The sequence below is a fragment of the Pseudoduganella sp. GW821-FHT12E03 genome, assembly GCF_058807115.1.
The window spans coordinates 325,950-342,046 of the sequence record NZ_JBXAQJ010000002.1; the positions used below are offsets into that span (position 1 = coordinate 325,950).

At 65.3% G+C, this 16,097-nt stretch carries 10 protein-coding genes; 8 read left to right on the forward strand and 2 right to left on the reverse strand.

The genetic code is table 11. The annotated features are described in order from the left end of the window. Positions 1 to 45: 45 nt before the first annotated feature. On the reverse strand, positions 46 to 2,856 hold the full coding sequence (locus AC1RRC_RS05160; protein WP_493054193.1) for a TonB-dependent receptor domain-containing protein: 2,811 nt from the start codon (positions 2,854 to 2,856) through the stop codon (positions 46 to 48). Positions 2,857 to 3,089: 233 nt separating this feature from the next. On the opposite strand from AC1RRC_RS05160, the gene AC1RRC_RS05165 reads away from it, so the two are divergent. The 8 genes from AC1RRC_RS05165 to AC1RRC_RS05200 all read left to right on the forward strand — a co-directional run bounded on the left by AC1RRC_RS05165 (position 3,090) and on the right by AC1RRC_RS05200 (position 12,220). Beyond that, complete coding sequence (locus AC1RRC_RS05165) at positions 3,090 to 3,836, forward strand: sulfite exporter TauE/SafE family protein (protein ID WP_493054194.1); 747 nt, start codon at positions 3,090 to 3,092, stop codon at positions 3,834 to 3,836. A 258-nt stretch (positions 3,837 to 4,094) separates the two neighbouring features. Continuing rightward, the gene (locus AC1RRC_RS05170) at positions 4,095 to 4,556 is read left to right on the forward strand and encodes a rhodanese-like domain-containing protein (protein ID WP_493054195.1); all 462 of its coding nucleotides are present in this window, start codon (positions 4,095 to 4,097) and stop codon (positions 4,554 to 4,556) included. 13 nt (positions 4,557 to 4,569) lie between these two features. Further along, positions 4,570 to 5,700, forward strand: a complete 1,131-nt coding sequence (locus AC1RRC_RS05175) for a cytochrome b/b6 domain-containing protein (protein WP_493054196.1) — start codon at positions 4,570 to 4,572, stop codon at positions 5,698 to 5,700. Positions 5,701 to 5,736: 36 nt separating this feature from the next. Next, a complete protein-coding gene (locus AC1RRC_RS05180; RefSeq protein WP_493054197.1) occupies positions 5,737 to 6,522 on the forward strand; it encodes an energy transducer TonB in 786 nt (261 codons plus the stop codon). Positions 6,523 to 6,545: 23 nt separating this feature from the next. Beyond that, positions 6,546 to 7,283 (forward strand): MotA/TolQ/ExbB proton channel family protein, encoded by a 738-nt coding sequence (locus AC1RRC_RS05185; RefSeq protein WP_493054198.1) that lies wholly within the window; start codon positions 6,546 to 6,548, stop codon positions 7,281 to 7,283. Further along, positions 7,283 to 7,693, forward strand: coding sequence for an ExbD/TolR family protein (locus AC1RRC_RS05190; protein WP_493054199.1), 411 nt, complete (start codon positions 7,283 to 7,285; stop codon positions 7,691 to 7,693). Before AC1RRC_RS05185 ends, AC1RRC_RS05190 begins: the two co-directional genes overlap by 1 nt. Positions 7,694 to 7,709: 16 nt before the next feature. Further along, positions 7,710 to 9,065, forward strand: coding sequence for an efflux RND transporter periplasmic adaptor subunit (locus AC1RRC_RS05195; protein WP_493054200.1), 1,356 nt, complete (start codon positions 7,710 to 7,712; stop codon positions 9,063 to 9,065). Further along, the gene (locus AC1RRC_RS05200) at positions 9,062 to 12,220 is read left to right on the forward strand and encodes an efflux RND transporter permease subunit (RefSeq protein WP_493054201.1); all 3,159 of its coding nucleotides are present in this window, start codon (positions 9,062 to 9,064) and stop codon (positions 12,218 to 12,220) included. The genes AC1RRC_RS05195 and AC1RRC_RS05200 overlap by 4 nt, the downstream gene beginning before the upstream one ends. Before the next feature lie 298 nt (positions 12,221 to 12,518). Here the strand turns inward: AC1RRC_RS05200 and AC1RRC_RS05205 are convergent, their stop codons facing one another. Beyond that, a complete protein-coding gene (locus AC1RRC_RS05205; protein ID WP_493054202.1) occupies positions 12,519 to 16,082 on the reverse strand; it encodes a pectinesterase family protein in 3,564 nt (1,187 codons plus the stop codon). Positions 16,083 to 16,097: the final 15 nt, after the last annotated feature.

Below are 16,097 nucleotides of genomic sequence, written 5' to 3' on the forward strand. Positions count from 1 at the left end.
TTGATATATGCATATGGTATGCGGGGCGCGGCAACGGCTGCAACGTCAAAGCTTGCCGCTGAACGTGATGCCATACCAGCGGGGATACGGGTTCGGCGAGTAGCTGACCCATGCCGGTTCGTGCTTGCGGTTGTCGAACGCGTTCTTGACGTTCAGGCTGACGTCGAAGCCCTTGAAGGCCACGCCCAGCGACAAGTCCGTGATGGCGCCGCCGCTGACCCAGCCATAGGACGACAGCGTGTCGGTATTGTTATAGCGGCTGGTGAAGGCGGTATTGAAGCTGGCGTGGTATTCGCGGCCGTTGTACGGCTTGCGGTATTCGGCGCCGATATTGCCGGTCCATTTCGCCGCGCCCGGCAAGACCAGGCCACTCTGGTCGACATAGGCGCCCGGCAGGTACGCCAGTTCATCCGGCTTGGCCGCCAGCGGGAAGCTGACGTAGCGCGCATCGTTCCACGCGCCGGAAAAGCGGATGGACAGGTTGGGAATGCCGCTGTAGACGCCGTCGAATTCAACGCCCTTGGCGCGCGCTTTTGGCACGTTGCCCTGCGCCGTCACATAGGCGGTCGGGTTGGCCTGGTTATTGGCGATGTTGGTCGCCGTCGTGAATTCATCGACCACCCGCACGGCGGTCTGGTAATCCTTGATGTTCATCAGGAACAGGTCCGTGTTGAGCACCAGGTTGTATTGCGGCAGGCTGGTTTTCAGCCCGATCTCGAACGCATTGGTTTTCTCCGGGCGTACGTTGGCGTTGGCGCCGTTGACGTTCAGCGCGGAACCGGACTTTTCACCGTACTGCCACGACGTGTACGCCGTGTACTGGTCGCTGAAGCGGTACGACGGCGCCAGCGCGGCGGTGTACAGCGTGTCGTCGTACTTGGCCACGACACCGGAGATCAGCTGGCCGATCTGTCCCGCGCGCAGCGCCTTGGCGGCGGCGACCTGGCGCTGTTGCGCCGCCGTCAGGCTGCCATAGGCGGCGCCCGGGACCGCCGTGATGGCCGCGCCATAGTATTTATTGGCGATCGCATCGGCCAGCGCCAGTTGGGCCGCGCTGTTGCCGATGGCCAGGCCGCCGTTGGCGCCGCTGTCGAAACCACCCAGCGCCACGCCTCGTACCGTCACCGGGTTCAGGGCGGCGCCGGCGCCATTGGCGCCCAGCACGCGGGTGTCGGTGGTGGTGCGGTCTTCGCGTGTCACGCGCAAGCCGCCCGTCATATTGAGCCGATCCGTCGCGTGCCAGGTCGCGTTGCCGAACAGCGCGTTGCTCTTGGTGTGCACCACGGTGTCGCCCTTGACGATCAAGTCGTCGAGGGAATCCTTCAGCAGCGCCAGGCCCACACCCCGGTTGACGCCGGCATCGCGTTCCAGCGTGTTGTATTGCGCCGTGGTGGCGAACCACGCGCCCGCGTCGGAACCCCAGCCGGATTTCGATGCGATGTCGTCATCGGTGCGGATATGGAACAGGCCCGCCACGTAGTCGAGCGGGCCGCCCGGCTTGGATTTCAGCTTGAATTCCTGGGTGAACTGGCGATAAGCGACGCCGCCGCCGCCATTGCGGCTGATGTCGAACGGTGTGCCTTCGTCATTGTGGGCGTCGAACGAATAAATGCGCACCGCCGATTGCGAGGTGAAGGTATGGCCCGGCAAATCCCACGTCAATTCGGCCGAACCTCCTTTGTTGTGCACAGTCTGGCCCTGGTTTTCATTGAAGTTGATGTTGTCGTCGCCGATATAGTTGGCTTCATAGGTATACGGCGTACCGCTGAAGTTGCGGCCGGCGAACCAGCCGCGCGGCCCCGTGAAGTTGCCGTTGGCATCGCGGTAGCCGGTTAGCTTGGAGCGGGTCGAGGTGCCGCTCGGGTCGGTCGGGCTGCCATTGGCAAAGGTATCCGGGATGTTCTTGTAGAAGGTCAGGCCGTTCTGCACCTGCGGCGCGTGCGGTTCCACGTCGAGGCTGATGCGGGCATTGAAGGTGCTGGTCGGTGTGAACAGGAATTGCGTGCGGGCGCTGACCCGGTTCTTGTTATACAGGCTGTAGTTATGGTCGAAGTTGTTGTCATAGAAGCCGCGTGCGCGGTGCACAATGAACGAACCGCGCCAGGCCAGGAATTCATCGATGACCGGGCCACCGAGGTTGGCCTTGCCGATCACGGTTTCATTCTTGCCATAGGTGACGGAATAGTCGGCGGTGGGGTAGAACGACGGCTTGCGCGTATTGATGCTGACCACCCCGGAGCTGGCGCCTTTGCCGCCCAGCGTGCCCTGCGGGCCGCGCGTCACGTCCACTGATTCCACGTCATAGAAATCAAAATTGGCCAGCTGCGACAAGCCATAGCTGACGCCATCGACCACCACACCCACGCTGGGGTCCTGGGTTTCCGTAAACGAGCGTTTTCCCCGGCCCCGCACCGACAGCGACGCGCCGCGCGTGTTGTTCTGGTTGAACTGCACGTTGGCGCCGCGTTTGGTGATGGCCGATAAATCCTGCGCCAGTTCGCGGTCCAGTTCCTGGCCGCTGACCACGGAAATCGACAGCGGCACTTCCTTCAGGGTTTCAATTTTCTTGCGGCCCCGCACGGTGACGGCGCCCAGCGCCTGGGGTTCTTCTTCCTGTGCGGCGGCCGGCGCTTGAACGGGCGGGGTGGCGGCCGGCGGCGTCACGCCCTGTGCCGCCAGCGCTTCTTTCAGGCGCGCATTCTCTGCCTGGATACGGGCGATTTCCGCGCGCAGATCAGTGATACCGGCGTCAAAGGACTGGCCGGCCGCGTGGGCGCTGAATCCGGCGCCGGCCAGCAGGGCGGCGATGGGCAGCAGGCGGATGGAGAAACGACGTGAGTGAATTTGCTTATGCATGTATGGCATCTTGGTGGTGGAGGATGCCCTATGCGTCGCAAACACCATGCCACCTGCGGGAAGCCCGCCGTTGCAGGCAAAACGGGGAATAGCATGGTTTGCGCTGGTGACCCGGCAACAGGCTGCCAGCGGCATTGATGGAAATGCAACAAGTTGCGGATAATACGTATTTGGCAACTTTATTGATCATGTGAAGATCAGGGCCCACCCCGCTATCGCAACCCAGGAAAACCATGCTGGCTGATCTTTCATACTCTCAATTTGCAATGGTCTGGTGCGCGGTCGCGCTGGCCTATGTGATTTTTTCCATTGCCGGTTTTGGCACGGCGCTGGTCGCCAGCCCCATCCTGGCGCAATTTGTTCCGGTGGCGCATATCGTCCCGCTGCTTGCGCTGCTGGATTTCTTTGCCGCGGTCACCAACCTGGCCCGCGACGGCCGCCACGCGGAAGTCGCCGAGTTGACGCGCCTGGTGCCGCTGATGATGGTCGGCAGCGCAGTCGGTGCGGCCATCCTGCTGGTCACCCGGCCCGATGTCCTGATGCTGATGCTGGGTGTATTTGTTATTGCCTACGCGCTGTATTCGCTGAGCGGTCTGAAAGCTGAAACCCGGTTCAGCGCAAGGGCAGCCGTGCCGTTCGGGCTGGTTGGCGGCGTATTCAGTGCGCTGTTCGGCAGCGGCGGTTTCCTGTATTCGATTTATCTGACGGGACGCATCGACGACAAAAACCGCGTCCGCATCACGCAAAGCACGCTGATCGGATTGAGTACGCTGACGCGGCTGGCCTTCTTCATCGCCGCAGGCGTGTTTGCCAATACCGGCTTGCTGTTGCTGGCCGCCGCGCTGGCAACGGCCATGCTGACCGGCGTGTTTGCCGGCCGGCGCATCACATTGCGGTTGACACGGGAGCAGTTCATCAAGGTGGTGAATGTGGTCGTGCTGGTGTCCGGCATAGGCCTGTTGTACCGCTACTTTGCTTAATCCGGATGGCGGCCGGCTGTTGAATTCTCAACAGCGGTGCGTCCACGCATGCTGGGCAGGCACCAGCATGCGTGGACGCAAAGGCCCATGCCGACGCTGTTTCGACTGATCCGGCGAATCGCAGGGAGCCTGTAACAGCGGGCGTTATGGTCAATCTGGCGCGGTGCGCAAGGCATCCGCAGGCCCCTTGGCACGGGAGTTGCAATCCCTGGTGGCGACAGTGGTGCGAATCGCGCACTGCGCTACTTGAGGAATGCCATGAACGCTCTGAAATCCGTTATCACCCTGACCCTGGCCCTGGCGGCCGCATCCGCCCTGGCCCAGCAAGCCCCGCAGCCATGGAAGTACAAGACCCGGCAATTGGAGCGCGCCGACGTCGACAAGCTGCTGGCCAGCCCGGAAAAACTGCTGGTGATCGACGTGCGCCGTCCGGATGAGCTGACCGCCAAGGGCAGCTTCCCGGTCTACCTGAATGTCCAGGCCAAGGAAGTGGAACAGCACCTGTCGTATATCCCGAAAGACCGCGTGATCCTGACCGTGTCGAACCATGCGCACCGCGCCGGCGCCGTCGGCGACCTGTTGGCCAGCAAAGGTTACAAGGTGGCCGGCGCCACCGGTTCGGAGGATTACGAAGCCCAGGGCGGCAAGATTACCCGCGTGGCGCCGCCGCCGCCACGCCAGACCGCACAGGCCGCGCAAGCTGCAACCGCGCAACAGTAAGGCGGATCGCGGCATGAGCAGCAAATTCTTCACCAGGACCTACGCCGCCGCCGGCGCGCAGCCAGACCGGCAGGTCCCGGCTGTCCGCAAGAGCCTGCGCGGCGTGGCCAAGGCCAAGCTGCGCGCGAGCAAAGCCGCTTCGGCCGCGTACCTGGCCAGCGCCGGCGGCGCGGCCGTGCGTGGCGGCCAGCAGGACGCGGTGCGGGGGCAAGGCGGCGCGGAACGCGGCGGCCCGCCGCCGGCGGTGCGCGTCTCCACGCCGCAAGGCAATACGGGTGGCGCGGCGGTCCACAGCCTGTACGCGCGGTCCATCCCGCCGGGCCAGGCGGGCGGGATAGCCAGGGCCGTCACCGACGGCGCATGCGCCTGCGACGCGGTCGGCCCTTCGGCCCGCATCCATGTGTGGGATTTGCCGACGCGGCTGTTTCACTGGTCGCTGGTGCTGTCGGTAACGCTGGCGCTGGCCACCGGGCTGGTGGGCGGCGACTGGATGCCGGTGCACGGCTATGCGGGCATCGCCATCGTGGGCCTGGTGGCGTTCCGGCTGGTGTGGGGCATTGCCGGCGCCGCGCATGCGCGCTTTGTGAATTTCGCCCCGACGCCGGGCCGCCTGCGCGCCTACCTCGGCGGCCGCTGGCAGGGACATGGCCATAACCCGCTCGGCGCCCTGTCGGTGTTTGCCTTGCTGGCGCTGCTGGCGGCGCAGGCGGGAACAGGGCTGCTCGGCAATGACGAAATCGCGTTCCAGGGGCCGCTGGCGCCGCTGGTGGATGAAGCCCGTTCGCTGCAATTGACGGGGCTGCACCAGCAACTGGCTTATGTGCTGCTGGGCGTGATCGCCTTGCACGTGCTGGCCATCGCGGCCTACCTGGTGGTGCGCAAGGCCAACCTGGTCAAGCCCATGGTGACTGGCTGGAAAGACGTGCCGGTGGTGGATGTGCCGGCCGCCAGCGCGCAAGCGTGGCGCTGGACCGCGCTGGCTTGCGCCGTCGGGGTGGCCGTGCTGGCGATGGCGTTTGCCAGCGGCGCCGGGCTGGCGCAGGACGCCGCGCCGGTTGCCGCCCCCGTGGTGGAAAGCACGGCGCCCGATGCGGCTCCGGCCGCGGCCCCCGCACCCGTATCAAGCCCTGCGCCCGCGTGGTAGCAGCGCCTTAACTTCCGGATTTGACAAAGGTATCCCATGACGACACTGACCTTCGACAGTTTTCATTCCGCCTCCCATGCGCCGCGCCGCGCCAAGACGCGCCGCGCCACGCGGCCGGCCGCGCAGCCAGTGCAAGCCTTGCCCAATGCGGCGGCGGTGCGCCCCGATCTGCTGAAGCAGGGCTTGCACAACCGGGTTGGCTTGACGGCGCTGGCCGGCGCGGCGGTGCTGCTGCACGCCGCCATCATCGTCGGCGTGCACAACCTGCCGGCCGATGCGAAGCTGCCGCCGCCCAAGGCCGAGCCGCTGGCGCTGGAATTCGCGCCGCCGCCACCGCCGCCGCCACCACCGGAGCCGCCCAAGCCGCAGCCTCGGACACCGGTGGTGAAACAGGCGCCGGTTCCACAATTGCCGGTGGTGCGCAACGTGGTCGACACCGGCCCGGCGACGGCGGACACCGTGGCGGTGGCCACCACCCCGCAGCCGCCCGCGCCGCCGGCGCCGGTGGCCGCGCCGCCCGCACCGCCGCCACCTGAACCGGTGACCGAACCGCGCGGCTTCGCCGGCTACAAGAACAACCCGGCGCCGGAATACCCGGCGCTGGCGCAAGACCGGGGTTTGCAGGGGCAAGTCATCCTCAAGGTGCAGGTACTGGCCACCGGCAAACCTTCCGCCATCAACATCGATAAATCCAGCGGCCACAAGATCCTGGACGATGCTGCGGTCAAGGCAGTGCAGGGCTGGGCTTTCGAACCCGCCAAGCGCGGCCAGACGCCGATCGATGGCTGGGTCAAGGTCCCGCTGAATTTCAAGCTCTCGTAAATTATTTTTGAAAGGAATTACCCATGCAATCCCATTACCTCGAATTGATCGTCCAGGGTTCCCTGTATGCGCTGGTGGCGTTTTCCGTCGTGACCTGGGTGCTGATCGCCGCCAAGGGCGTCCAGCACTACCGCCTGGCCAAACGCGACAAATCCTTCGGCAAGGCTTTCTGGAGCGCCAGCTCGCTGGACGCGGCCGCTGCCTTGCCCAGCGGCGCCAGCCCGAAAGCGCGCCTGGCGGAAGTCGGCTTCGAAGCGCTGTACGTCAGCGATGCCGACGCCAGCGCCGACCTGGAGCACAGCTGGGATCGCCGCGAATTGCTGGAACGCTACCTGCGCCAGCAAATCCAGAAGGAATACCAATCGCTGGAAAGCGGCCTGGCTGTGCTGGCGTCAATCGGTTCGACCGCGCCATTCGTCGGCCTGTTCGGCACCGTGTTCGGGATTATTCACGCGCTGGGCGCGATTGGCGCCAGCGGTTCGGCCAGCATCGACGTGGTGGCCGGTCCGATCGGCGAGGCGCTGATCGCCACCGGCGTCGGTATCGCGGTGGCGGTGCCTGCCGTGCTGGCGTTTAACTTCTATGTGCGCCGCCTGAAAGTCACCGCCGCGGAACTGGATAACTACGCGACCGACTTCGTCAACCTGGCGCAAAAGAACAACTTCCGTGTATCGGCCGCGCCGACGGGCAAAGCGCCGGTCCGTGACGACAGCGCCCAGGGCGCACTGGCAGCCGGCTTGCCGGCAGGAGCATACGCATAATGGCTTTCACGACAGGCAGGGATAGCAGCGACGTGGTCAGCGAAATCAATATCACGCCGCTGGTGGATGTGATGCTGGTGTTGCTGGTGGTGTTCATCCTCACGGCGCCATTGCTCAATAACGCGGTACGGATCAACCTTCCAAGAACCGCCGCCACCACGCCGGCCACGCCGAACAAGAGCGTCACGGTCAGCGTGGATGGGGAAAACCGCGTCTTCATTGACAAGCGCGAAGTGGCCTTGGCGGCGCTGGAACCGGAATTGCGCACGCTGGTGAGCGCCGACCCGGAACTGGCGCTCAGCCTGCAGGCTGACGAGGCGGTGCCTTACCGTTCGGTGGCGCAAGTGATTGCCCATATCCAGCGCTCCGGCGTCAGCAAGCTGTCGGTGCTGACGGAGCCGGCAAGTTAGCGGGGGCGGGAGCGGTATGGCAATCATCAGGGAAAGCGCCCGGGCCAAGGGTGGGCGCAAGGTACTGGCGGTGGCGGCGGTGGCCGCCGCCGTCGGCGCGGGGGGCTGGTTCTGGGCCGGTGGCGGGCAACTGCGGGACGGGCCGGCGCCGGGGGGCGCTGGCGCGCAGCAAGGACAGGACCGTGCGCGCGGCGCAGGCGATGGCGCCGCTGCGCAAGGTGTGGCCGGCCGGGAAGGTGCCGGGGCGGCGCGTGGCCCGGCGGGCGGCGCCGACGTCAATGGCGGCGGACGGCGTGGCGGTCCCGGCGCCGGCGGGCCGCCGCTGGTGCGGCTGGCTGCCGCCCGGCAGCAGGACGTGGCAGTGGAAATACAGGCCAATGGCACCGTGGTGCCGTTGTCCACGGTGGAAATCCGTCCGCAGGTCAGCAGGGTAGTGCGCCAGGTACACGTGAAAGAAGGACAAAACGTGGCGACTGGCGCTTTGTTGTTTTCGCTCGACAGCCGTGCGGAGCAGGCCGCGCTGGACCAGGCGCAGGCGCGCCTGGCGCGCAGCGAGGCCTCGCTGGCCGACACCGAGCGGCAAGCGGCCCGTTCACGTGAACTGGCGGCGCAAAAGTTCATTTCCGTCAGCGCGGCCGACAGCTTGCAGGCGCAAGCCGAAGCGGCCCGCGCACAAGTGCAGGCCGACCGCGCCGCGCTGCGGTCGGCCCAGGTGGACCTGGGCCATACCGTGCTGCGCGCGCCGTCGCCGGGCCGGATCGGCATCATCAACGTGTATCCTGGCAGCATGGCGCAGGCTTCCGCCGCGCTGGCGACGGTGACGCAAATGCATCCGATCGCGGTCAGCTTTGCCGTGCCGGAAAGCGGCTTGCCCGGTTTGCTGGACGGGCAAAAGGCGGGCGGCGCGCGGGTCAGCGCCACGGTGCCGGCCAATGGTCCGGGGCAGGATGTGCACAGCTATGCGGGACGCCTGAGCTTTATCGACAGCGCGGTGGATGCCCAGGCGGGCACCATCCGCGTCAAGGCGCAATTTGCCAACAACAGTTCGCCAACCGGCGCGCAATTGTGGCCGGGCCAGTTCGTGCAGGCCAAGGTCACGCTCGATACCTTGCGCAAGGCGGTGGTGGTGCCGCTGGCGGCCATCGTCACCAGCGGCAATGGCGCGCGGGTTTTCACGGTGGACGGTGAACAGCAGGCGCAATCGCGGCCGGTAAAGGTCTTGCATTCTTTTGGCGGCAAGGCCGCCATCGCGGGCATCGATGCCGGTGAACAGGTGATCGTCGAAGGCAAGCAGAATCTGCGGCCAGGCGCGAAGGTACGGGTCGACAAGGACGGCGCGGCGGCCCTCGCCGCACTGGGAGGTCCGGCATGAACTTGTCTGAACTGTGTATCCGCCGCCCGGCCATGGTGATTGTGCTGGCGCTGGCGCTGGCGGCGGCGGGTATCCTGGCGGTGCTGCAATTGCCGGTGGCGGCGCTGCCAAGCTATAACACCCCGGTCATCAACGTCAATGCGGACTTGCCGGGCGCCAGCCCGGAAACCATGGCGTCCTCGGTGGCGCTGCCGCTGGAAAAGCAGTTTTCCACGATCGCGGGGCTGAACCTGATCACCTCGTCGAGCGGGTCGGGTTCGACCTCGCTGACGCTGGAATTCGACCCGTCGGTGGACATCAACGTGGCCGCGCTGGACGTGCAGGCGGCGCTGCTGCGCGCGCAGCGATCCCTGCCGCAGGAAGTCACGGAATTGCCGTCTTACCGCAAGAGCAATCCGGCCGACGGGCCGACCCTGTTCATCGTGCTGAACGCGCCGTCGCTGAGCCTTGCTGAGCTCAACGACTATGCGGAAAACCTGATCGCGCCATCGATCGCCACCCTGGAGGGCGTGGCGCAAGTCAACGTGAACGGGCAAAAACGCTTTGCCGTGCGTGTCAAGGCGCAACTGGACAAGCTCAATGCCCGCAACATGACGCTCGATGAACTGGCCGCCGCGATCCGCGCGGCCAACGCCAATTCGCCGCTGGGCGTGATCGAAGGGCCGCAGCAATTGCTGACGATCCAGGCCGATGGCAAGCTGATGAAGGCGGCCCAGTTCGCGGAACTGATCGTGGCCAACCGCAATGGCTTGCCGGTGCGGCTGAAGGAAGTCGCCAGCGTGGAAGACAGCTACCTGTCGGTACGGACCACGGCCAGCTACAACGGCGCGCAATCGGTGGTGCTGCAGGTGCAACGCCAGCCGAACGCGAATACCGTGGCGGTGGTCGACGCGGTGCGCAAGCTGATGCCGCGCCTGCAGGCGCAATTGCCGTCGTCGATTTCCGTCACGCTGTCCGGCGACAGTTCGCTGTCGATCCGCGAAGCGATCCACGACGTCAATATCACTTTGGCGCTGACCGTGGCGCTGGTGGTGCTGGTGATTTTCCTGTTCCTGCGCCGGCTGGCGGCCACGGTGATTCCCGCTGTGACGTTGCCGCTGTCGCTGCTGGGCGCGATGATCCTGTTCCACTGGTGCGGCTACAGCCTCAATAATGTTTCGCTGCTGGGCATTACCCTGGCCGTGGGCCTGGTGGTGGATGACGCTATCGTGGTGCTGGAAAATATCGTGCATCACACGGAGCGGGGCGAATCGCCGATGAAGGCGGCGTTGGTGGGGGCGCGTGAAATGGGCTTTACCATTGTGTCGATTTCCGTGTCGCTGGTGGCGGTGTTCATCCCGATCTTCTTCATGCCGGGCGTGATCGGCTTGCTGTTCCGCGAATTTGCCGTGGTGGTGTCGCTGTCGGTGCTGGTGTCGGCCGTGGTGTCGCTGACGGTGGTGCCGATGCTGGCCAGCCGGCTGCTGCCGAAGCATACCGGCACGGCAACCATTTCCGGCGGCTGGCTGGGGCGCTGGTTTGAGGCGGGATTTACCGCGCTGACCAACGTGTACCGCGTGTCGCTGGACTGGAGCCTGCGCCACCGCCTTGTGGTGCTGAGCGGCGCGCTGGCCAGCGTGGCGCTGACGGTGGCGCTGTACCAGGACATGCCCAAGGGGTTCTTCCCGGACGAAGACCTGGGCCGCATCCGCGTCACGACGGAGGCGGCGGAAGACGTGTCGCCGGCGGCCTTGCTGGCGCTGCAGTCGCAGGTGGCGGAACGTTTCCGCAACCATCCGGCCATGCAGGGCGTGTTGTCCTTTACGGGGCCGGGTGGTCCGGGGGGCGGCAATACCGCGTCCAGCGGACGCATGATATTGACCCTGAAGCCGCGCGGCGAGCGGGCCCCGATGCAGGAAGTGCTGGCCGGGCTGCGCAAGGAAGCGCGCGCGGTGCCGGGCATCGCGGTCTACCTGAACCCGATGCAAAACCTGCAGATCGGTGGCCGCAGCAGCAAGAGCCGCTACCAGTACACCTTGCAGAGCGTCAGCCCGGAAGGGCTGGAAAGCTGGGCTGAAAAGATCCAGCAGGGCATGCGAAGCGATCCGATGTTCCGCGACGTGACCAGCGACAGCCAGAGCCGGGGCTTGCAGGCCAGCCTGCGCATCGACCGCGACAAGGCCGAAGGGCTGGGCGTGCGCATGTCGGACGTGCGCAGCGCGCTGTACCTGGCGTTCGGCGAGCGGCAGGTGTCGACCATCTATGCGCCGAGCGCCAGTTACGCGGTGCTGATGGAGGCGCAGGACAGGGAATACCAGGAAGCGCTGGGCAAGGTGTCGGTGCGCGGCGCCAATGGCGCCCTGGTGCAGCTGTCGGCTATCGCGGCGGTCGAGCGCACGGCGGGCCTGCTGGCGGTCAACCACCAGGGCCAGTTGCAGGCGATCACCCTGTCGTTCAACCTGGCGCCCGGCGTGGCCCTGGGGGAGGCGACCGCGAAGATTGCGGAAATCGGGCGTGACGTGCAGTTGCCGCTTTCGGTGATTACCCGTTATGGCGGCGAAGCGGCCACGTTCCAGGAAACGCAGAGCAGCCAACTGGTGCTGGTGTTTGTCGCGCTGGCGGTGATTTATGTGTTGCTGGTGGTGCTGTATGAAAGCTGGATCCATCCGGTGACGATCCTGGCGGGGCTGCCGTCGGCGGTGGTGGGGGCGTTCCTGTCGCTGAAACTGTGCGGCATGGAGCTGACCTTGATTGCCACCATCGGCATCCTGATGCTGATCGGTATCGTCAAGAAAAACGCCATCATGATGATCGACTTCGCGCTGCATGCGCAGCGCACCCGGCGCGTGCCACCCGGCGAAGCGATCCGGCAGGCCTGCCTGCAGCGGTTCCGGCCGATCATGATGACGACCCTGGCGGCGCTGATGGGCGCCGTGCCGCTGGCGTTCGGCCTCGGCGCCGGCGCGGAACTGCGCCAGCCGCTGGGCGTGGCGGTGGTGGGCGGGCTGCTGTTTTCACAGGTGGTGACGTTGTACATCACCCCGGTGATCTACCTCGCGCTGGACCGCTACAGCGGCACCGGCCCGTTGACGGATGCGGAGGTGGCGGCGCAAACCGGGGCGGCAATATCGGTGTCTGCGCCGCCCGCATTGGTCCCCGAACGCGACGCCGCCTGAAACCCCGCAATGGGGTCAGGCGTGCATTGATGCGTTTCCCCGGTGGGGTCAGGCGTGCATTCGTGCATTCAGCTCCCCTTTGACAGAGGAGCGCCGGTGCCGGGATGCATGCCAACCCCGTGGTGGGAGCCGGCTGTTTCCAGATTGCGCAGGCAGGCGAATCGGCTGATTTCCGCAACAGCCCCTTAACCACGGGCGCCGTTGAATTACGCATGGCGGGCCGAATGCACGAATGCACGCCTGACCCCAGGTCAAACGTGCACGAACGCACGCCTGACCCCATGGGTTGATCCCATGATTATTGCGGGTCCCAGCCGGCGCCATTGTTGTAGGCGGAGAAGACTTGGGCGCGGGTGGCGAAGCTTGTGGCTACGTCGGAGGCGCTTAGCTGGTAGCCGCCGACGCGCGTTGCCAGGTTGACGGGGTTGCCGGCCAGGTCGGTGGTGCCGTATTCACGCCAGCCGCTTGCCGCGGTTGGTGTGACGGGGTTTGGCGCGGGTTGGCCGTTCACGCCGAGGCCGGCCCAGCCCGCCGGCGCCACGTGGCTGTCCATCCGGCAATTGATGAAAGCGATGTTGTCCCACGTGGAGCTGCTGCCCGCGCTGCGCGCCAGCCAGGTGACGCCGTTCGGGATGTCGCCGTGCAGCGGGCCGGGGCCCGGGCCGTGCGTCAGCGTGCTGTTGAGGAAGACATAGCCCTTGTCGGTGGCGTTGGCCACGCGCGCCTGCAGCACATAGCCGCCGCTTGTGCTGCTGGTGGTATCGCCCACCGAGCGGATTTCGCTGTCCTCGAACAGTGCTGCGCGGCTGGAACCCCAGATGAAGTCCACATTGCCCGCCACCAGCGTACGGTAAAACCACGACCAGCCCTTCAAGTTCAGCGTGTCCTGCTCGCTGTAGAAATTCGCATCGGTGGCGATCAGCCGGCCCGCGTCATTGTTGAAGTACAGCGTTTCAGCCTGCGCGGAAATCGATGGCGACCGCAAGGTCGTGTTACGCAAGGTCAGCGACTGCAGGCGCAGCATGTCCGATGCCTCCACCAGCAGCACGGCGCGGCCACCGGCCGGCGTGGCGCTGGTCCCGGCGGCCTGGCTGGCGCCGCTGCCGGTGTTCAACGTGTCATGGTTGGTGTAGCGGATGTCCACGCCATCGCGGCTCTCGCCGGTCAGCGTGACATTATCCTTGCCGCGCAAGTACAGCAATTCCCGGTACACGCCATTCTTGATGCGCACCGTGACCGGCGCCGCCTTGTCCATTTCCTTCATGATGAAGTTCAGCGCGCCCTGCACGGTATCGAAGTCGCCGCTGCCATCAAGCGCCACGGTGATCTCGCTGTCCGCCACCGGCGGTGCGCTGCGCGTGCCGAAGGTCCAGCCCCCCAGCTTGCCAATGCCGACGAACGGCACGCCGCCCAGCGAAGCGCCGGTGATGGCGCCATTCGAGATCGCCACATAGTATTCGCCGCCATACGCCAGCTTGTTGGCATGGGGACGGATGGTCAGCGTGTTGCCGCTGATGGCCAATGGCGTGGTGTTGACCTTGCGCATCAGCGCCTGCCCGGCATAGCCGATTTCCTCCACTTCGCCGGACAATTTAATGGTGTCCACCAGCGCGTCATCGACCTTGCGGAAAATGCGGATGGTACCACCGGAACCCAGTGCCGGCGGATTGTCAAAGGTCAGCTTCAGGCTGGCGTCGATATTCACCCCGGTCTGCGCCACGGCGGGCCAAGCGCCGGCCAAGGTATACGTTTGTGCCGGCTGCACGAATTGCGGGCTGATGGTGGCAGCGATGCCGCGTTTTAAGGTGGGGTCGCCGTCGCTGGTGATGGTGATGTTGGCGGTGCCGGCGCCGACCGGCGTCACCGTCAGGGTGCCGCCATTGATGCCCACGGCCGCCACGGCGGGATTGCTGGAACTGGCCATGAAGGTGTCGGCGGAACCGTCCGGCTTGAGCGCCGTGATGGCGAGCGACAGCGGCGCATCGCCCGCTTCCGCCGCATAGGTTGTCACGGCGGGATTGAGCGTCAGCTGCGAAGGTTTCAAACGCGGGTCGCCGATGCGGACATCGTCGACCTGGAACGATTTGTTGGCCGTATACAGACCCACCAGCCCACGCGCGGCAAACGCCGTATCCGTGACGGAACCCAGCGATTCGCCATCGAGGTACACCGTCAGCACGCCGCCGATCATTTCAAAGCGCACCGTATAAAACTGCGCATCCATGTTGATGGGTTTTTTCACCTGTTTTGGACGGCTCAGCGAACCGGCCGCCATCTTGGCGATTTCCACCTGGGTGGACGCCGTCGTGCTTTGCACGTTCAATCCCGCGCCATACCAGTTGCTGGCGTTGCTGTAGCGCGTGAGCAGGTACAGCTGCTTGTTGCCGGTGGTGCTGTTGGTCAGTGGCTTGATGCGCGCTTCGACGTAATAGTCGGCGCCGGGTATGGCCGCCAGCGCGGCAGGTTTTAACAGGGCCAGCACGCCGCCCGTGGTGGCCGCCGTGTATTGCAGCACCTTGTTGCTCGCGCCGATGGTTTCCGTCTTGACGCTGAACGAACCGTTCGGACCCGCGACCGGCAGCAAGTCCCAGTTGGCGCTCGATCCATTCTGGAAGTCGTCGCAGAAATACAGGCCATTGCCAGTGGCGGGGCAGGCCAGCGTCAGGCCCGGATCGGTGCTGACGTCGCCGGTTCCCGTGATGGTAGTGGCCAGCTTGCCGCTGCCCGCCTGTGCCAGCGCATTGGCTTTCACCAGCGCCACGGGGCGGGACGTGAAGGCATATGGCGGCGTCCACGCGGCGGCGGCGGACACGGTGCAGCCGGACAGCGCGGCCCCGTTCAGCAGCGAGCCGGTATCCTTGAACACGCCGGTCGGCGTGCCGCCCGGGTTTTTCACGACATGCGCGCACGTCGTGGCCCCGGCAATGTCGAACACGTTGCCATGCGAAAGCACTTTCGCGTTATAGCCCGGGCCGATGCTGTAATCGTGCGGATACACCGCATGCGACTTGCTGCCCACGAAATAATTGTTCAGCATGTGCACCTGGCCATAGCGCACGCGCGGCGCGCGGTTGGTCACATCGCGGAACACGTTGTTGGCAAAGGTCACGCGCAATTTGCCCTCGTCCGCACTGGCGGAGTCGCTCGATCCGATCAGGTTGTTCTTGTGGTGCTGGCCGAACACGTTGTACGACACGGTGACGTAGTCGGATGCATTGGTCACATCCAGGGCGCCGTCGTGGCATTGCTTGATCTTGCCGTTTTCAATTGGCAGCAAATCGTCCGTGGTGGGTGTATCCGTAAACGTGTTGTGGTCGATCCAGATATGGTCCGACTGTGAAATACCGATGCCGTCATAGGCGGAATTCCAGTTGCCGGTGGCGCCATCGGTGGGATCCCAGATGGGGCCGACGTCGCACGCGTTGACCAGCTTCAGGTTGCGGATGATGACCTGGCTGACATTGCTGATGATGATATGGCCGTTGACGATGCCGGCATTGGCGCCATCGCCGATCAGGGTGGTGTTGCTCTTCATGCGGATTGCGCCGCGGATGGCCTGGTCGCCGGTATTGGCAAAGGGCACACCTTCGCTCATGTCGATCGTGCCAACCAGTTTGATGATCTTGGCGTTGTTGCCGCCATTGTTCAACGCCGCCAGCAATTGCGCGCGGTTGGTGACGGTATAGATAAAGCCGCCGGCGGCATTGGCGCCGCCAGTGGTGCCGCCGGCCTGGCTGGCCCAGCCATCGGCCGGGGCAAGCTGGCGTGCGGGATCCGTGGCGGCGGCGTTGATGCTTGTGCCGCCGCCTGCCGCCAGCATGGCCGACAGGCAAAGCGCGGCCCTGAAACTCCAGTGTTTCATGGTGAACTCCTGTGA